The sequence below is a fragment of the Rhodanobacter sp. B04 genome, from assembly GCF_002001125.1.
In the GTDB taxonomy this organism is placed as follows: Bacteria; Pseudomonadota; Gammaproteobacteria; order Xanthomonadales; family Rhodanobacteraceae; genus Rhodanobacter.
On the sequence record NZ_MUNV01000007.1, the window covers coordinates 39,649 to 56,837 of the forward strand.

Consider the following 17,189-nt stretch of genomic DNA (forward strand, 5'->3'; position numbering starts at 1 on the left):
GCTGAAATATAGCTTGCAATCAAATAGTGCACTATGTATTATGCGTCCCATGAAATCCAGACGCACTTCTCCCCCGATGGCTCCGACCGGCGCACCCAGGCTGGATGTGCAGGTGTGCTTTGCGCTGTATTCGGCCGGCCTGGCAATGAACAAGGTATATCGCAAGCTGCTGAAGCCGCTGGACCTCACCTACCCGCAATACCTGGTGATGATGGTGCTGTGGGAGGACGCAAGCCTGAGCGTGTCGGAAATCGGTACACGGCTGTTCCTGGATTCGGCCACGCTGACCCCGCTGCTCAAGCGCCTGGAAACGTCGGGACTGGTGGCGCGGTCGCGCTCGCGTGAAGATGAGCGGCATGTGGTCATCTCGCTGACCGCGCGCGGCAAGGCCTTGCAGGCGAAAGCCGGCAAGGTGCAGGAGTCGGTGCTCTGTGCCACGCAATGCACGCCAGAGGAGTTGAAGCACCTGAAAGGTGAACTGGAGAGCCTGCGCACCAGGCTTGTCGACGGGAGCTGATCCTGTTCGTCTCATTTGCCCAAATACATAGCTCGCTATTCAATAGCTGACTATTTTTCATACAACCCAACCGCCCAAAGGAGACATCCCCATGTCCATCGAAAAAGTCCTGTATCGCGCCAAGGCCACCGCCACCGGCGGTCGCGATGGTCGCGCCACCTCATCCGACGGCATCCTCGACATCAAGCTGGCCACCCCCAAAGAACTTGGCGGCGCCGGCAGCGCAGGCACCAACCCGGAACAGCTGTTTGCGGCCGGCTACTCGGCCTGCTTCCTGGGCGCGATGAAGTTCGTGGCTGGCCAGCAGAAGCTGCAGCTGCCGGCGGACACCCAGGTGACTGGCCAGGTCGGCATCGGCCCGATTCCGACCGGCTTCGGCATCGAGGTCGAACTGAACATCTCGATCCCGGGCATGGCGCGCGCCGAGGCCGAGGCACTGGTACAGAAGGCGCACATCGTGTGTCCCTATTCCAACGCCACCCGCAACAACATCGACGTGACGTTGACTGTCGTCTGACACGCAACACCACGAAAGCGAAGCGGCGACCGCAACGGTTGCCGCTTCCACTAGCGGCCAGAGGCCCGGGTGTTCAGAACAGCAGAAGCAGCAGTGGCACGACAATGCCGGCGACCAGCACCGAACTGATCAGCCGTGGCTTGCGGCTGTAGCGATAGGCCATGTAAATCCCGGTCAGGGTGGAGAGCAGCAGACCCAGCGATACCACGACGAAGAAGATTTTCATGGGCAGCAGGTTTTTCTTGGGCCGCGCATCCACGCCGGCGATTCCCTGACCGGGTGATGGCGCAGCGCGTGCATCCGCCGGGGTGTTTGCCGGCGGCAGCGGCATGGCACCGGCCGGATCGGCATTCGTCGCTGGCATGCTTGTTTCCGCCGGGCGCGCACGCCTCACCGGCATCACCGTGGTCTGCTTCTTGTGCAGTTGCCCCATGCTTGCCAGCCACGCCGGTGGCGTGTAGCTGCTGCCGCGGGTGGTTTCGTGCAGGCTGAAAGTCTGCAGGCCACCGGTGATTGCGAAGAACAACAGCATCGGCGCCGTAAACACGCCGAGATAGAGGTGAACACTGCGGGAAATCTTGAGGAAGCGATGTGCCGAAGACATAGGACCTGCGTATCGATGGAAGCCCGGCAGACTTTACCGGAGTTATCATTGGATGCCAATGATAATAAGTCTCATTTATAGCGATGTTATCCCAGCCATCGGCAGCCCATCGACCATCAGCCCGGCATTGATCCGGCCATCCACGCACGAAAACGCGCGATCCCTGTCACACAAGTGCAGCAACCAGCGCCCGGACATCATGCAAGCCATCGACGCACGCCGGCCTTATCCATGTGGATTCGGGGTAGGCTTCGAGTCGATCGTTGCCGTGTGACCCGGCGCTGCCCTTACATGGACGCCAATGAACCAACCGCTCACCCATGGAACCTAACACCAGCGCTCCGCTCGCGAATGTCATGGACCTCCTGCTCGACGCGATCTGCGTGGTCGATGTCGAAGGCCGCTATGTCTTTGTCAGTGCCGCGTTCGAGCGCATCTTCGGCTACACGCCGCAGGAGATCATCGGCAAGCCGATGATCGAGTTGGTTCATCCCGACGATCGCGAGCGCACCCTGCAGACCGCCCGCGAGATCATGGCCGGCCAGCCCAAGCCGCATTTCCAGAACCGCTACGTGCGCAAGGACGGCCGGGTGATCCACATCATGTGGTCGACCCGCTGGTCGGAGGCGGACGGCATGCGCATTGCCGTGGCGCGCGACATCACCGAACTCAAGCGCGCCGAATCGATGCAGGTCGCGCTGCACGCCATTTCCGAGGCCGCCCATTCGGCCGCGGATCTGCTGGCGCTGTTCCGGAACATCCATCTGATCATCGGCAAGCTGCTGCCGGCACGCAATTTCTTCGTGGCGCTTTACGACGAGAAGAAGGACGAACTGAGTTTTCCCTATTTCGTCGACGAACACGGCAGTGCCCCGTCCGCGCAGAAGCTCGACTCCGGCACCCTCAGCGCGGAAGTGATCCGCACCGGCCAGGCATTGCTGCTCACTCCCGACATGCCAGTGGCACCGCCGGAACACGCCAATCCGGTCGACGGCCGCGGAGCGCTGCACTGGCTCGGCGTGCCGCTCAGCACCCAGCAGGGCATCATCGGCGCGCTCGCGGTGCAAAGCTATTCCGGCGAGGTGCGCTATACCGAGCAGGACAAGGTATTGCTGCAGTTGGTCTCCACCCAGGTCGCCGCGGCGATCGAGCGCAAGCAGACCCAGACCTGGCTGCAATACGTCGCCCTGCACGACCAGTTGACCGCCCTGCCCAACCGCATGCTGTTCCATGACCGCCTGCGCACCGCACTGGCCAGGGCGCGGCGCGACAGCAGCCGGCTGTCGGTGCTCTACGTCGACCTGGACAAATTCAAGCTGATCAACGACAGCTTCGGCCACGACGTCGGCGACCTGCTGCTGCGCGAGGTATCGCACCGCCTCAGACATTGCGTGCGTGAAGTGGACACGGTGGCCCGCATGGGCGGTGACGAGTTCGTGGTGCTGCTCGACAACATCGACCAGCCGGAGCACGCCTGCATCGTCGCCGAAAAGATCCGCAAAGCCCTCAACCAGCCGTTTGAACTGCCCGATCACAGCCTGCATATCTCGACCAGCATCGGCATTGCCGTCTATCCCGAACATGGCGACGACAACAAGCAGCTGATGCGATTGGCCGACGACGCCATGTACGCAGCGAAGAAGCACGGTGGCAACCGGCTGATCATGAGCGACATGCCAGGCCAGCCTGCAGGCAATCCAGGGGCTGACCGGTAACGAAACATGACGTCACGTGCCGCGCCGACACGCCGGCACCCGTGACTCCGCCAACCCTGGGGCGGCCCCATGCCATCGCACCCGGGCCATGCTCGCACCTCACTGGACAAGTTACTCGGCGTACACCTTGTCGACTCCCGTATGAACGGCTTTTGGCAAGCGTGCGCGTATCGTCCTCCGGATCACGGCTGGCCCGTTATTGTGTCCCTGTACCGTCAACCTGCAGGGGTGTCCCCCATGAAACTGTTCATGAATACCAACCGCTCGATGCCGCGAACGCCGCGGCTGCGCCGACTGGCGACATGGCTGGTCGCCGCCTGTTTCATGGCGATCTCGTTCTCGTCTTTCGCCGGCGTGTTCGTCTCGGTCAGCATTGCGCCACCGCCCCTGCCGATCTATGCGCAACCCGTGATGCCCGGTGCCGGCTACATCTGGACACCTGGCTACTGGGCCTACGGCGATGGCGGCTATTTCTGGGTACCGGGTACCTGGGTGCTGGCTCCCTATGTGGGTGCCCTGTGGACACCGGGGTATTGGGGCTGGAGCAACGGCTTCTATGTCTTTAATCGCGGTTACTGGGGACCGCGCGTGGGGTTCTATGGCGGCATCAACTACGGCTATGGCTACGAGGGCGTTGGCTACCGCGGCGGCTACTGGGACCATGGCCGGTTCAACTACAACCGCAACGTCACCTACAACACCACGATCAGCCGCGTCAGCTACAACGGCGGCAGGGGCGGCCTGATGGCGCGGCCATCGCCACAGGAGCAGATGGCTGCGCGTGATCGGCACATGCAGCCGCTGGCCGCGCAGCAACAGCAGATCCGCATGGCCAGCGAAAATCGCTCGCTGCGAGCCTCCGTAAACCATGGCGCGCCGCCGATTGCCGCCACACCGCGAGCGGGTGCCTTCAACGGCAACGGCGTGGTCAGGGCACGTGGAACGATGAGCCCGGCCATGAGCGCGGCTGCGGCCAGAACCGCCCGGACGGGCTATGCACCTTCCCAGCGCGCAAACACGGTGAACAGCCGCACCGTTTCGCAGGCCAGCTACAACGCCCAGCGCTCGGCCGGCAATGTGCCGCGAAACAACAACGGCCAGCGCCCAGCGCCGTACAACCGCACGAACGCTTACGCGGCCCCTGCACGCAATGCACCCAACCATCAAGGGCAAGGTTCCATGCGGCCGGCCACGGCGAACTACCGCCCTGCATACCAGCAGCCACGCCCGCAGGCCCAGCCACACGCGCAACCCGTTCGCAGCGGTGGTGGCAACCGAGGCGAGCATCCGGACAAGCACTGAGCCGCCCGCATAAAAACCGATCGACGATACGCAGCGGGCCGGAACAATCCGGCCCGCTTTTTTTATGCACTAGTCAAGGACCGCCACTTCCACAGGCTGCAGACGGCCTCATTGCGCGATACGCCGAGCCCGCTCAATGCCCGCCTCGATGCACGATTCTTCCGTTTGCAAGCTTGACATCTCCAGGCTGCATATCCGCCGGACAGCTGCCGACATACTTCGAATCCTGGATCATCACGCCTCCGGTCTTGCCGCCCAGGGCAGGCGTGTAGGTGATATGCGTCTCGGAATGGGCTGAGGTATCGCCCTGGACGGTCACCACGCCCTTGCTATCGACAACCGTGTTGCCAACGACGCAGCGCATCTCCGAGGTGTACGTGTTGCCCTCGACATTTTCGCTGACCTTGGTGCAGCCCTTGAGGTTATTCGCCAGGGATTCCGCGTGTTGATCCACCGCATGGTTGCGGCAGATCTCCGACGCCATCTCGGTCTTATCGCCACCGGGACTCTCGATACTCTGAGTGTGGGTTTGCCAAAGCCCTTCATGCAGGGGCGGCGGGCTGATGGCATGGGCTGCACCGATCGGCAGGAGGAGTATCGCTGCCGCGTAGACAAGCATCTTCATCATGGTTGCTCCTGCTGTGGCGCCATGCCACGCGCATCAGTTTTCAAACTGGATATCCCCAAGAGACCGACAACATTCATTCGCTTCGCGGCGAGGCCCCTGAAAGCATGCAACGAGTCGCTTCCTGCTGGCTGGGCGATCGGGAGTGATACCAAGATCCGGAGACCCGCATACCCGACTATACCCGCCCATACGCGCAAGGAGATGAGCCTCAGGAAGTGCCTGTTCGCAAGGATTTTCGTCCCCACGGAACGATGAATGCCACCCCACGCGCCGTCTTCTATGCGAGGCCAGCTGCATGCTCGGAAAACGCGACGCTCGTGCCTATCAACGAGCCCGTGCTCACAACCGCGTGAGCAGAGGGGTAACATGGTCGGCAGCGGTCGCAGGACGGCGGCTGCAGGGGGAATCCAGCGGTGATCGCTTGACTCTGTATATATCCAGCTTGCTGATTGCCTGCGGGATCTGTCTCTTCGCCGGCATCCAGGCTACGTTTGCCCGATCTGCACGGGGGCAGGATCGGGTGTACCTGGCATTCGGTTGCCTCAGTCTGCTGGTTTCGGTCTATCTCGCATTGGCCGCATCCTTTTACCAGGCGGAGTCCGTATCGACGGCCGCCGCCTTGGCACGCGCCGAGATCAGTTTCGGTTGCCTGATCTACCCGACCGGCATCTGGTTCTTCAGCCTGTATACCGGGCTCGTCCACTGGCGGCGCTGGGTGACCGTTGCCGCCCTGATCTTTGCGCCGCTGCTGGTGATCAACCTTAGCTCGCCGTACAGCTTGCTATATACCGATCTCACCATGCGGCCGCCGCTTGTGCTGCCCTGGGGCGAGAGCGTGCACGATTTTTCCGGCACCGAATCGCCGTACCTCACCGGCATCTACTACACGGCGGTGGACGCCTGCTTCCTGTGGGCCGTGTGCTGCTGCGTCGTGCTGTGGCGGCGTGGCCGCGGCGCCCGTGTCTGGTCGCTCACGCTCTACCTGGTTGTGCAGGCTACGGCATCGGTTCACGCCGAAGTGGTCAACTACCACGGTGGCCGTGGGCTGACCTTCGATTCGCTGGCGTTCCTTGCGCTGGTACTGCTGATGAGTGGCGTACTCCGGCGCGAACTGCAGCGGCGCAACCAGGCGCTGGCGGTCAGCCTCGACGAACTTCGCAGCGAAACCCAGCGCCGGGAAGGCGTCGAAGCAGACCTGCGCCACCTTGCCTACCATGACCACCTGACCGGCCTGCCGAACCGCCACTACATGCACGAGCGCCTGCAGGCCGCACTGGCCTCGACCGAACCGGACGACGGTGCACTGATCCTGTTCGACCTCGATCACTTCAAGATCATCAACGAGGCACTCGGCCATGACGTGGGCGACGAACTGCTGAAAGGCGTTGCCGCACGCATCAGCGCAACGGCACCAGCGAGCGCCTGCATCGCCCGCCTGGGAGGCGACGAGTTTGCGCTGCATCTCACTTCGCTGACCGGCACCGACGAATCACCCGCGCAGGCCGCCCTGCGCATCGCGCGGGACATCACCGCGCGGCTCACGGCGCCGCTGCGCATCGGCAACCATGATCTCGTGGTCGGCGTAAGCGCCGGCATCGCACCGCTCCCCGGCACGGCGCGGGACGTCGACAGCGTGCTGCGCCAGGTCGACATGGCGCTGTATCGGGCCAAGGCCGCCGGACGCCATACCGCCGTGATCTTCGAGAGCGGGATGCAGGCACAGGCCGATCGGCGCCTGCTGCTGGAAAAAGGCCTGCGGCTCGCCCTCGACCGTGGCGAGTTCGACGTGCACTAGCAACCTCAGCTCGACATGCAGGCCCGCTTCATCGGCGCCGAAGCATTGCTGCGCTGGCAGCACCCGGAGCATGGCCTGATCGAACCGGACGAGTTCATCCCGATCGCCGAGGAAACCGGCCTGATCCACCGCATCGGTCGCGAGGTCCTGCGGCGGGCCTGCCTTGAGCTGGAGACATGGCCGGCGGCCCATGCCCGGGCACGCATCTCGATCAACGTCAGCCCCTGGCAATTGTTCAGCCAGGATTTCGTGCGCACGCTACAGGAAACCGTGGCATCGACGCGGGCCGATCCGCGGCGCATCACGCTGGAGATCACCGAGAACGCCTTCCTGCATGATCTGGACGACGCCGCCAGCAAGATCCGCGCGCTGGAAGCCGCCGGGTTCCAGTTCTCGCTGGACGATTTCGGCTCCGGCTACACCTCGCTGGAAAGCCTGAAAAAACTCCCCGTGCGCGAACTCAAGATCGATCGCACGTTCATCGAGGGGCTGCATCCCGGCTCACACGACCGCTTCATCGAGGCCATGATCACCATCGCACATCACCTGGAGCTGTTTGTGATCGCCGAGGGGGTCGAAACCGAAGATCAACGCACTGCGCTCGCCGGACTGGGCTGCAACGCGATCCAGGGCTACCTGGTGAGCCCGGCGTTGCCGGCCGCGGCATTCCACCGCTGGCTCACGGGCCTCGCCGGCCAAGCCATTCCAGCAAGCAGCAGCTGAGCCAATCGGGCGAACGAATCACTCATCTTCCGGCAGCTCGGCCAGATCCGGCAACTCCGAAAGATCAAAGAACTCGGGAGGCTTGGCAACCGCAGGCTCCAGCGGCCAGCGCTCGACCACCTCCTGCCGGGATTGACCGAAGAAGCTGCGAACCAGCACAAATTCGCGCACGGTCCAGCGAATCGGTGCAATGGATTCCTCGATCGCATCCACCGCATGGCCTTGCAGCAATGTCACATGTGGCAGGTAGCTGGAGACACCCGTCACCGCCAGTCCAGTGCGACGCTGTGCCTCGGCAATGGCCTGGCGCAACTTCAAGGCCGACTCGGTACTGGCACCGTCCGCACACAGGACGAACGGAAAGCGGCCATCCCTCGCGCTGAAACGCATGGCCGAATCCAGCGTGATCTCGAAGGCGCTGCCGTGCACCGTGGCGGCAGCCGCCAACAGCGCATCCTCCAGCGACGGCAGCATCCGCTCGGTCCTGCCCCTCGGACAAAGTGTCAGATGGAAGCTGTCGGCGCCGACCCATGTGCCGCTCACCCGGTGCGACTTGCAGAAACGCTCACCGATGCCGGCAATCCCTGCACGGGCCTGATCATCCGGCAGCACGGCAAAGAAGTAATCGATGCCAGCGGCAAGTTCGCGGTGGTTCGTCGGGACAGGAATGAGCTGAACCTCCACGGCATCCGCGGTAACGACATCAGGCCGGCCACGGCGAACTCCCCCACGCCGTGGCATGACGTCCAGCCTGCCGTGTGTCGGACCACGATACAAGTGTCGATTTGGACGCAGGAAAATGCGCCACTCCGTGTGGCCGACTGCGCCGGGCTTCGCCAGGCGCCGCGCCGGACGCCTCGGCATCGGCCACCCGTGCCGGATTCACCAGCTCCCGTTCGCCAAACAATCGGAGAACGCTCGCCGTATCGATCTCGCGACAGCTGGTGCCATTGCCCCGCACCCGGCAGCAGCGCTTTTCCATCGCGTCATGTCGGCGGCGACAGAATTACTTCCGATCAGCGCATGTGCAGCCAGTGAACATGGGTACCGTGGGTCTTGTCATCGGCACGGTGCCCGGCCCGGCTCTCGACCACCTCGCCCCACTGGGTTCCGAAGTCGTCCTCCAGGTATTTGTTCACGCGCACATGCTCGCCGTGCTCGATCGGGAAGCTTGTCGCGATGACCATGGCCTCCTCTCCCTGCCATACCAGCACGGCCGGCTTGACGGTGCCACCGCCCCAGCCGAACTGGATCTGGATGTCTTTCGGCGGATATGCAAGGCGGTTGTCGAGATGCCACTCGCCGGTCTTGTTGAGCAGCGACACCAGCGTCGGATCATTCCAGTCGACGGGATTCGTCGGCACTTTCGGGAAGGTTTTGTGATCGGCCATGGGAGAAAGACCCCTTAGCGAAGAATCATTGAGCGGACTGCCGCGTCGCATCCATACCGCCGAAGCGCGCATCGAGGTTCGTCAGTCCGGTTATCGTGGATCCCCCTGACATGCCGCCTGGACATGCCCGGCGACAGTGTAACCCGCGTCATCCCAAGGTGGCGTCCACTTTCCATCTGGGGGTTATCGCAGGCTTCGCCGAGTCGCCGGCCAGGATATCCCCGCGTTTTCACTCCTGGATTCTGGTGTTGGCACATGGCTACAGTGTCGGCATGCAGGCATGCGCCTTGCTTGCAAAAAGTCCATGCGCGACGGGAACACGAAAACGGCAGGAAGCCGCGAAAACCAAGCCTTTGCTCGCCATCTCCGCGAAAGCAGGCATGGCGATGGTTTTTCGAGATCCGCTGCTGGGCTTAAGAAAAACATTTCGCCGCCAGCGATGATAGGCATGCCCGGAACGCCGGGCACGAGTCGGCACGAGTGAGAACCAGACCAGGAGAACATGGATGCATTGGAATACCGGGCAGACCGTCGCCGACCGATACATCGCGTCCGGGCACAGGTTTGTCTTTGCAACAGGCCTCTACCTCGCCTATCTCGTCGCACTGTATGGCCTGGTTGGCATACACGGTGATTCGATCGGACAGTCGCTGACGCGCCTGCTCGCACCGCTGGTCGAGCTCGGTCTTTTCTACAGCTTCACGGAATGGCTGGACCGACGCTGGCGTGGCCGCGTTGTCACCGCACTGATCCTGTCGACCGCTGCCATCGTCAGCGCCATTTACGCCGTGCAGATCTATGCGTTGGTCATTTCGGGAAATTTCATCACCGTCCTGGCTATCGAAAACCGTACTGAAAGCCGTATCGTCGCGCAGCGATCCCTCTATCTGGTGCTGCTGATCGCTGCTGTCTGGTGGCTGATCCATGCGATCGCCTGCCTGCGTGCGCGAAAGGATCCACGCCTGCGGCCAGGCGCTTCGTTACACCGGCAGCAGGGCGGAAGATGGCTGCTGCGCGTGGCCCTGGCGCTGCTGCTGGCCCAGGCCTGCCTTGTTCCCTGGCAGGGCAGCACCAGCCTGCTCGAAGCCGGCTATCGCCAGGCTCCCATCGGCAGCCTCGCCAGCAACTACGGCAAAGTGCTGTGGTCGAATCTCGTGCTGCCGTCTTCGCTGCAAGCCGACAGCGCGGGCCACGCTGCAACCTTTCCTCTCGAGAAGCGCATGGTCTACTCGGCACCGCTGCCATTCGCCTCGACAGGTAATGACGCCCCGATCAAGAACGTCATCGTCATCTTCACCGAGGGTACCTCCGCCCGCCTGATCGGTGCATACGGTGGTCGATACCCCGGCCTGACACCCAATATCGATCGCCTGGCCGCTCGCTCGATGCGCGTGACCCACTACTACAACCACACCGCCGCCACTTACCGGGGAATACAAGGACAACTCGTCTCCGGTTACCCATGGGCAGGCGGTGGCGGGGACACGGATGCCTGGGAAAGCGCGAGCCAGCGCTCCTCGATGGTCGGCATCAGCTATCGCTCGGTACCGATGATTCTCAGGGACCTTGGCTACCGCGCCAGCTTCCTGTCGCCCCATCACGACACGGTCGAGCTCAACACGATGCTGCGCATGCTGGGCTTCGACAAGGTGTTCTCCTTCGACGATGTCAGCCGGGACATTGCGCCAGGCAATCCGATGTATGCGGTGGAAGGTGCGCTCAGCGACGGCGAGCTGTTCCACGCACTGAACCTGCTGTTGCAGCGGCATGCGCTTTCCGGCACCAACCAGCCATTCTTCGCCGGGGCATACAACTTCGGCACACACGCCTTTCTCGACGTTGTTGCGTTTGGCCTGAAGTACGGCGACGGCAGCAACCCTTCATTGAACAAGCTGCACAATTACGATCACGCGATAGGGACATTCCTGGATTATTTCTTTGCCAGCGAATACGCGAAGAACACCATCCTGGTCTTCACTGCCGATCACGCCACTTATCCCGACCCCGCGTACAGGCAAGCGGCCGGCAACGACTCCCAGCCTTACTTTGTCGACCAGATCCCCCTGCTGATCTACGACCCGTTTCATCGGCTGCCAGCCACCTACGATGCCAACGGCAGAACCTCGGTCGACCTCGCACCGACCTTGCTGCAGTTGCTTGGCATACGCCGTGCGGACAACAGCTTTCTTGGTACGTCGCTGTTCGAGGACAACCGCCGCCGCATCGGCTTCGCGGCCATCGGCAATGAGTTCTATGCCACCGACGCGGCTGGCGTCTATCCGGAAGGCAACATTCCACCGCCCTACCTGAAGCCTTTTGCCGACGACAAGGCCACCGTCGAAAATTACTACCGGCTCGAAAAGACCAACCGTGTCTTCGAACCCATGCACCGGTAGCTCTGGCGAATGCAGCCGGCACAGCTCGCCTCCCGCCATGACGGCGAGCGGCAAGGCAAAGCCATGGTGAAGATGGCGGGCGCCAAGCCTGTGCGTAAGCGGTGAGTTTATCGCGAAAAGCCGCGGAGGCTGTGCCCACGCAACAGCCGTGACGCAGCAAGCATATGAATTCGATGGCATTCATGGCAAGACGAAGCAGCCTGAAGTGGCGTCGGATACGCCCCGTCGATCGCCCTCGGGCACGGCCTGGGGGACGAACCCCGATCTTCCACCACGGATCCCTTGAGCATCGCTTCACGCGACTGGGCATAGAGTGCGCTGCGGGCGATCACAGTGGCATGCCTGATCCTGTTGCCATGGCCTGCTTTCGCCGCACTGATTCATGCCCCCGCAGGCATTCGATATTGGCCCATGCCGTGCGACCACCGTGACACCGTGAGGAGGATGCGTTCATGACTCGCCTTTCCCGAACCCACTTGTACCGCCAGATCGCCGTGGCGTTTTTTGCCGGTGCCGTAACGGCATCCGCCCTACCCGCTCACGCGCAATATTATCGACACGATGGATACCACGGACGGCCGGCTCCCCAGTATCGCGGGCATGGCTATCGCGATCGCGGCGATGGTGGCGGCAACCTGATCGCCGGCGCCTTGCTGGGGCTGGTGGCCGGCACGGTGATTGCGAATTCGGTGCAGCGACCGCCGCCTGCGGTGGTTTACACCACGGCGCCGCCGCCACCGCCACCGGGCGTCGTTTACTACGATAACAACAACCCACCTCCGCCGCTCCCCAATCAGGATCCCTATCAAGATTGAATGCCACGACGCGCCCGTATCGGGCGGCCATCGACTCGACCCTGTGAATCGGAGCATCCAACCATGAAAAACGTCATTCGCCACCTTGCCGTGCCCGCCATGCTCGCACTCGCCACACTGACCGCCCCCGTGTGGGCGCAGCAGGCCGCCACGGCTTCAGATGCGCCAGCCAAGGCATCGGCAGCCACGCATCATGCGCAGAAGCGCGCCGATGCCGTGGAACAACGCATCAGCGACCTGCATGCCCAGCTGAAGATCACCGATCAGCAGTCGAAGGCATGGGATGCCTTTGCGCAAACGATGCGTGACAACGCCAAGAAGGCCGCCGACGCCTTCCGCGACCGCGCACAGAAACTCCCGTCGATGAACGCCGACGAGGCGATGAAGTCGTATGCCGCGCTCACCCAGCTCCATGCGGAAAACATGCAGAAGCTGTCGGCCGCCATGAGCGACTTGTATGCCGTGCTGTCCAGCGATCAGAAGCAGATCGCCGACGAGATGTACCGCAACGGCGATACCAGGAAGCACAAAATGACGCATAAACCGAAGCCTGCTGCACCGGCAAGCTCAACCTCATCCGCCACTCCCGCGTCCCACTAGCATCGAGGCTGCAGTACCCGCTGCATGAAAGAGCGCGTCCGGAACAGGTATTCCCCCGGCAGGGCCGGGGATTTCCCCTTGGATAAATTATTCCTCTCTCGCACCTTTTCCGATGCACCAATGCACGGAATCCGCAGTCCGAAACTGGAGAGTGAACCTGGCGCCGCTTTTCAGCTTCGACCTTTGACCCGCTAAAGCAGCGTGCAGCCACCGCAGCCAGCAAGGACCTTGGCCTCGTGGGTTTCCTTGTTGACCCGGCCGGAGTGCCGAAGCTGCTCTTTCTTCAGGGCGCTGTCGCCACGCCCCTCCTCAAGAGTGGCCCAGATGCTGCTCGCACGGTCGTCCCCCACATACTTCTCGACCGTGGCGCCGTTGTGCAACCGGCTTAGTTCGGCCGTCCATTCGGCGTAGCTGCCGATAAATATCTGCGGCTTCTCATCGTCACGCCCGGGCTTGTAGAACTGGCCGATGGTGGAATCCACCATCACCGGACTTTCTTCATCGGACCACCTGAGACTTACGGCCTTGTGGTCCTGGTGGCAGCCCTTGATCATGACCGTCTTCAAGGAGGCCACTGGAATGGCATCGGGATACAGGCGGACAACCGTCTCCTGAAGCCGGCGCGACATGGCATCGCACGATCCCGGCTCATTGCTGATACAGCGCGTCGCCCAGGTACGCAGCTTCTCGTCACTCGATCGAGGCATGTCGCTCTCCACGTGCGCAAGGAAGCGGCATCGTACTCCCACGGTCCAGGAACTGCGGCAAGCGAGCTGCCATGGCCGATGGCTGCCGGGGTACCGCCAGACGAATACTTCAGGCCGTCGGCATGCCACCTGAATCTGCTGCCCTGATTGAAAACAGATGCCGGCCGCCATGCACGTTTGAGACAATCCAACATCGGGGCGACCGACAGCCCACGCGGTTCACATGCCAGGGGAGTCGCATATGGAAATGCCCATCGTCGCATCGCGCGTGGTCGCCGAGATCTATCGCGGCATCGAATTTCCGGACGACTGGATCGACAAGCCGGATGTCCTGAACCTCGGCATGGCTCGCGACCTGCTGGTGTCGGTGGCGGCGATGTTCGATGGCGACCTCAAGCCCATCGCGCTGTGCTGGCGTGTCGAGGGTCGCGCAGAGCGGTTCGTGCATGCTCGACCGAACGACCCGGGCGGCAGTTCGCTGCTCGACGAACTGCATCGTGACCTGAGCGACGAGAGCTTGCAGCTTGGTCCAGCCGACCTGCTGGCGACCATGCTCTGGGCACCTGACGAACTTCGGCCCGAGCAAGGTCGGCCGGTTCACCGAATCGTATTCTCCGCGAGAGGAGGGATAGCCGGCTGGAACATCCCTGCACGCAGCTTGGTCGCCAAGGCCGGCGATTTGCTGTTCATCACACGCCGTACAGATGAAGGCCTGGCTTTTCCCATGCCCACGGACACCGAGGAAATGCATCGGCGCTTGGGATCGGGCGATCCGAAAGTACTGATCCTTATGCCTGGCGGCGTCCCTGCCACAACCGATACCCATATCGGCCGCAAGATGGCGTTGCTGTTCGGCGGCCTCATTGTGCTCGGGATACTGATAAGCGTGCTTCTGCTTGGCCAAGGTTGAGGCAGCCAGCCAAAAACTCTGCTTGCACCCTGCGACTCGGCCAGCGCCGGCCAGTGATTGGTTCAAAGACGCTGTCAGCTTTGTGGTTTTGCGGACCTAGACATCGTCCAGGAACGTCGCCGACGGGACGAAAAACAGCGTGCCGGTGACAGCCTTGCTGAAGTCCAGCAGGCGATCGTAGTTGCCCGGCGGATTGCCGACGAACATGTTGTCGAGCATCTGCTCGATCCGGTCCGGGGATCGCGCATAGCCGATGAAATAGGTGCCGAACTCGCCCTTGCTGGCGTCGCCGAACGGCATGTTGTCGCGCACGATCTGCAGCTGCTTGCCATCCTTCTCGATGTTGGTCAGGACATTGTGCGCGTAGGGGGCTTTCGCGGCATCGGCCTGTTCGATATCCGAGAGTTTCGCCCTGCCGATGATGTTTTCCTGCTGCTCGACGGGCACCGTGTTCCACGCCTTCAGGTCGTGCAGATACTTCTGCACGATGACGTAGCTTCCGCCAGCGAAGGTGGGGTCCTCGTCGCCGATGATCGCCGCGTCGATGGCATCCTGGTCCACGGGATTCTCGGTTCCGTCGACAAAGCCGAGCAGATCGCGCGCGTCGAAGTATTTGAAGCCATGCACTTCGTCCGCCGTTGCCACGGCGTCGCCGAGGCGGGACAGGATCTGCGCCGCCAGCTCGAAGCACAGGTCCATGCGCATGGCGCGGATATGGAAGAGCATGTCCCCCGGCGTGGAGACGGCACGGTGCCGTCCCTCGATCTCGCGGAACGGATGCAAACCGCCAGGCCTCGGCTTCCCGAAAAGTCGATCCCACGCATCCGACCCGAAACCCATGACGCAGGTCAGGCGGCCATCGGGGTCGCGAAAACCCACCCCGCGCAAGAGAGAAGCCAGATCGCCACAAAGTGCCCGCACCGTCTCTTCATGTCGAGGGTCGGAATCCACGGTCACCACGAGAAAAATGGCGGCACTCGTAAGCTTGGCGACTACCGGCTGCGGAATGACGGAAGACACGATCCACCCCCCTCGGGATTTGTTTTTTCCAGTATGCCCGGGGCTCGACGGATTTCCAAAACAAGCCGACGCCCGGCTCCTGAAATAAGACAGCAGCGTGGCCAGACGTGCCAAACTCCTGCGTGGATCACCGCAAAACGACGCGCATGAAAACAATCGCCCGGGTCGTACTCTCCATCCTGTCCGCACTGCTGCTTGCAGTGTCCATCTTCTACCTGTGGAGACGGCCGGATCGGGCCATCCGGGTCGCCACGGCCAATGTCGCGCAGACGCTATGCGTCGGGGTGTTTGTCGACGGACTGGCACCCGAACGGGTTTTTGCCGAAAGCATTGCACCACTGAAAGGCATGCGCATCCTATTGCCACGGTTGCACCATGACATCGACAGAGCCGGCCGCAAGGTGACTGCCCAATGGCTGGGCCACTTCGCCAGCACGGTGACCTACTACCCGGCTTATGGCTGTGCGCTGCCGCTGCTTGCGCCGGATGCCGCCACCCTGCGGGCGGCGCAGGAAATGGCAACACCCGCGACAGCACCCGATGCGCCAGTCACCAGCGAGGATCCCGCCATCGTCAACGCGCTGGGGCGCGCTTTTGCGGAGCCTGCCGATGGCCCGCGGCGCAACGTGCATGCCATCGTGGTGATGCATGACGGCAGGATCATCGCCGAACGCTATGCCGACGGGTTCGATCCAGACACCCCGCAACTCGGGTATTCGGTCAGCAAGTCGGTGGTGAACGCCCTGTTCGGCATCCTGGTGCAACAAGGCAGGCTCAGCATGGACATGCCCGCAGCGGTACCGGGCTGGCAGTCGCCCGGCGATCCTCGCCATCGGATCACCCTGGATCAATTGTCGCGGATGGTCTCGGGGCTGGCCCTCGCCGAGGACGACAGCGGTTTCGACCCGGTATCCACCATGCTGTTCCTGAAGAAGGACATGGCCGCGTACGCCGCGCACGCTTCGCCCAGGATCCCGCCCGGACAGCAATGGGAGTACACCAGCGGCAATACGCTGATCCTCGCGGGCATCCTGCGCGACACGATCGGCGGTGGCGCACCCGGCCTGATCCGCTTCGCGCATCGGGAATTGTTCGACCCGCTCGGCATGCGCCATGTGCTGATGGAATTCGATGGCGCACAAACCCTGGTCGGTTCCACCCGCATCTATGCATCGGCACGCGACTGGGCGCGCTTCGGCCAGCTGTATCTGGACGATGGCATGGCCGGCGGACGGCGCATCCTGCCCGAGGGATGGAGCGCCTATGTCAGCCGGCAGACCCTGCACAGCATCTACGGCTCCGGCTTCTGGACGAATACCGGCACCTCGTCCGACGGCAGCCACATCATTGCCGGCATGCCGGGCGATGCGTACTTCGCCTCAGGGCTGAACGGACAGCGCATTGTCATCGTGCCGTCCAAACGCCTGGTCATCGTGCGCCTGGGCTCCACCGTCGATCCGCCCAATTTCGACATGCGGGGCCTGGTCCACCTGGTGAACGACGTGGCCGCAACCGTGCATTGAATCCTGCGCGCGAGATCGCCGCAAAA

Annotated in this window: 17 protein-coding genes and 1 pseudogene; 12 read left to right on the forward strand and 6 right to left on the reverse strand. The window is 62.6% G+C overall.

The annotated features are described in order from the left end of the window. The first annotated feature begins 76 nt into the window (after positions 1-76). Complete coding sequence (locus B0E46_RS04885; RefSeq protein WP_254425047.1) at positions 77-517, forward strand: MarR family transcriptional regulator; 441 nt, start codon at positions 77-79, stop codon at positions 515-517. A 91-nt stretch (positions 518-608) separates the two neighbouring features. Further along, entirely contained in the window at positions 609-1,034 is a 426-nt protein-coding gene (locus B0E46_RS04890; RefSeq protein WP_077554667.1) for an organic hydroperoxide resistance protein, read from the forward strand. A 73-nt stretch (positions 1,035-1,107) separates the two neighbouring features. Here the strand turns inward: B0E46_RS04890 and B0E46_RS04895 are convergent, their stop codons facing one another. Next, positions 1,108-1,638 (reverse strand): hypothetical protein, encoded by a 531-nt coding sequence (locus tag B0E46_RS04895; protein ID WP_077554668.1) that lies wholly within the window; start codon positions 1,636-1,638, stop codon positions 1,108-1,110. Between the two features lie 356 nt (positions 1,639-1,994). Here B0E46_RS04895 and B0E46_RS04900 point away from each other — a divergent pair, with 356 nt between their 5' ends. Together B0E46_RS04900 and B0E46_RS04905 are read left to right on the forward strand one after the other, a co-directional pair. Next, positions 1,995-3,353, forward strand: coding sequence for a GGDEF domain-containing protein (locus B0E46_RS04900; RefSeq protein WP_217316317.1), 1,359 nt, complete (start codon positions 1,995-1,997; stop codon positions 3,351-3,353). A gap of 237 nt (positions 3,354-3,590) precedes the next feature. After that, positions 3,591-4,655: a YXWGXW repeat-containing protein gene (locus B0E46_RS04905; RefSeq protein ID WP_077554670.1), complete on the forward strand. Its 1,065-nt coding sequence runs from the start codon at positions 3,591-3,593 to the stop codon at positions 4,653-4,655. A 133-nt stretch (positions 4,656-4,788) separates the two neighbouring features. Here B0E46_RS04905 and B0E46_RS04910 read toward each other — a convergent pair whose 3' ends face one another. Next, on the reverse strand, positions 4,789-5,283 hold the full coding sequence (locus B0E46_RS04910) for a DUF3617 family protein (RefSeq protein WP_077554671.1): 495 nt from the start codon (positions 5,281-5,283) through the stop codon (positions 4,789-4,791). A gap of 421 nt (positions 5,284-5,704) precedes the next feature. Here B0E46_RS04910 and B0E46_RS04920 point away from each other — a divergent pair, with 421 nt between their 5' ends. Further along, positions 5,705-7,078, forward strand: a complete 1,374-nt coding sequence (locus tag B0E46_RS04920; protein ID WP_168171133.1) for a GGDEF domain-containing protein — start codon at positions 5,705-5,707, stop codon at positions 7,076-7,078. Positions 7,079-7,090: 12 nt separating this feature from the next. Further along, a pseudogene (locus tag B0E46_RS04925) lies at positions 7,091-7,801 on the forward strand (EAL domain-containing protein); the annotation flags it as partial. Positions 7,802-7,819: 18 nt separating this feature from the next. On the opposite strand, the gene B0E46_RS04930 reads toward B0E46_RS04925, so the two are convergent. Both B0E46_RS04930 and B0E46_RS04935 read right to left on the reverse strand, forming a co-directional pair. Then, positions 7,820-8,485, reverse strand: coding sequence for a 2'-5' RNA ligase family protein (locus tag B0E46_RS04930; RefSeq protein ID WP_077554675.1), 666 nt, complete (start codon positions 8,483-8,485; stop codon positions 7,820-7,822). A gap of 332 nt (positions 8,486-8,817) precedes the next feature. Then, on the reverse strand, positions 8,818-9,264 hold the full coding sequence (locus tag B0E46_RS04935) for a hypothetical protein (RefSeq protein ID WP_139350425.1): 447 nt from the start codon (positions 9,262-9,264) through the stop codon (positions 8,818-8,820). Positions 9,265-9,302: 38 nt separating this feature from the next. Here B0E46_RS04935 and B0E46_RS17240 point away from each other — a divergent pair, with 38 nt between their 5' ends. From B0E46_RS17240 to B0E46_RS04950, 4 genes are all read left to right on the forward strand, one after another. Next, on the forward strand, positions 9,303-9,635 hold the full coding sequence (locus B0E46_RS17240) for a hypothetical protein (protein ID WP_139350426.1): 333 nt from the start codon (positions 9,303-9,305) through the stop codon (positions 9,633-9,635). A 63-nt stretch (positions 9,636-9,698) separates the two neighbouring features. Then, positions 9,699-11,588, forward strand: a complete 1,890-nt coding sequence (locus tag B0E46_RS04940; RefSeq protein ID WP_077554677.1) for an LTA synthase family protein — start codon at positions 9,699-9,701, stop codon at positions 11,586-11,588. 452 nt (positions 11,589-12,040) lie between these two features. Continuing rightward, entirely contained in the window at positions 12,041-12,403 is a 363-nt protein-coding gene (locus tag B0E46_RS04945; protein ID WP_077554678.1) for a hypothetical protein, read from the forward strand. A gap of 63 nt (positions 12,404-12,466) precedes the next feature. Next, positions 12,467-13,003 carry a Spy/CpxP family protein refolding chaperone gene (locus B0E46_RS04950; RefSeq protein ID WP_077554679.1) on the forward strand — a complete coding sequence of 179 codons (537 nt, stop codon included), beginning with the start codon at positions 12,467-12,469 and terminating at the stop codon, positions 13,001-13,003. Between the two features lie 191 nt (positions 13,004-13,194). Here the strand turns inward: B0E46_RS04950 and B0E46_RS04955 are convergent, their stop codons facing one another. Continuing rightward, entirely contained in the window at positions 13,195-13,710 is a 516-nt protein-coding gene (locus B0E46_RS04955; RefSeq protein WP_139350427.1) for a hypothetical protein, read from the reverse strand. Positions 13,711-13,951: 241 nt separating this feature from the next. Here B0E46_RS04955 and B0E46_RS04960 point away from each other — a divergent pair, with 241 nt between their 5' ends. Beyond that, positions 13,952-14,620, forward strand: coding sequence for a hypothetical protein (locus B0E46_RS04960; protein ID WP_077554681.1), 669 nt, complete (start codon positions 13,952-13,954; stop codon positions 14,618-14,620). A gap of 96 nt (positions 14,621-14,716) precedes the next feature. On the opposite strand, the gene B0E46_RS04965 is transcribed toward B0E46_RS04960, so the two are convergent. Continuing rightward, a complete protein-coding gene (locus B0E46_RS04965) occupies positions 14,717-15,754 on the reverse strand; it encodes a Dyp-type peroxidase (protein WP_254425048.1) in 1,038 nt (345 codons plus the stop codon). A gap of 32 nt (positions 15,755-15,786) precedes the next feature. Here B0E46_RS04965 and B0E46_RS04970 point away from each other — a divergent pair, with 32 nt between their 5' ends. Further along, positions 15,787-17,163, forward strand: a complete 1,377-nt coding sequence (locus tag B0E46_RS04970; RefSeq protein ID WP_077554683.1) for a serine hydrolase — start codon at positions 15,787-15,789, stop codon at positions 17,161-17,163. The last annotated feature ends 26 nt before the right edge of the window (positions 17,164-17,189 follow it).

Excerpts from the sequence above, each read along its gene's own strand:
- B0E46_RS04885 (WP_254425047.1), top strand. The coding sequence starts at position 77 with ATGGCTCCGACCGGCGCACCCAGGCTGGATGTGCAGGTGTGCTTTGCG.
- B0E46_RS04890 (WP_077554667.1), top strand. The coding sequence starts at position 609 with ATGTCCATCGAAAAAGTCCTGTATCGCGCCAAGGCCACCGCCACCGGC.
- B0E46_RS04895 (WP_077554668.1), bottom strand. The coding sequence starts at position 1,638 with ATGTCTTCGGCACATCGCTTCCTCAAGATTTCCCGCAGTGTTCACCTC.
- B0E46_RS04900 (WP_217316317.1), top strand. The coding sequence starts at position 1,995 with ATGGACCTCCTGCTCGACGCGATCTGCGTGGTCGATGTCGAAGGCCGC.
- B0E46_RS04905 (WP_077554670.1), top strand. The coding sequence starts at position 3,591 with ATGAAACTGTTCATGAATACCAACCGCTCGATGCCGCGAACGCCGCGG.
- B0E46_RS04910 (WP_077554671.1), bottom strand. The coding sequence starts at position 5,283 with ATGATGAAGATGCTTGTCTACGCGGCAGCGATACTCCTCCTGCCGATC.
- B0E46_RS04935 (WP_139350425.1), bottom strand. The coding sequence starts at position 9,264 with ATGCGCGCTTCGGCGGTATGGATGCGACGCGGCAGTCCGCTCAATGAT.
- B0E46_RS17240 (WP_139350426.1), top strand. The coding sequence starts at position 9,303 with ATGCCGCCTGGACATGCCCGGCGACAGTGTAACCCGCGTCATCCCAAG.
- B0E46_RS04940 (WP_077554677.1), top strand. The coding sequence starts at position 9,699 with ATGCATTGGAATACCGGGCAGACCGTCGCCGACCGATACATCGCGTCC.
- B0E46_RS04945 (WP_077554678.1), top strand. The coding sequence starts at position 12,041 with ATGACTCGCCTTTCCCGAACCCACTTGTACCGCCAGATCGCCGTGGCG.
- B0E46_RS04950 (WP_077554679.1), top strand. The coding sequence starts at position 12,467 with ATGAAAAACGTCATTCGCCACCTTGCCGTGCCCGCCATGCTCGCACTC.
- B0E46_RS04955 (WP_139350427.1), bottom strand. The coding sequence starts at position 13,710 with ATGCCTCGATCGAGTGACGAGAAGCTGCGTACCTGGGCGACGCGCTGT.
- B0E46_RS04960 (WP_077554681.1), top strand. The coding sequence starts at position 13,952 with ATGGAAATGCCCATCGTCGCATCGCGCGTGGTCGCCGAGATCTATCGC.
- B0E46_RS04970 (WP_077554683.1), top strand. The coding sequence starts at position 15,787 with ATGAAAACAATCGCCCGGGTCGTACTCTCCATCCTGTCCGCACTGCTG.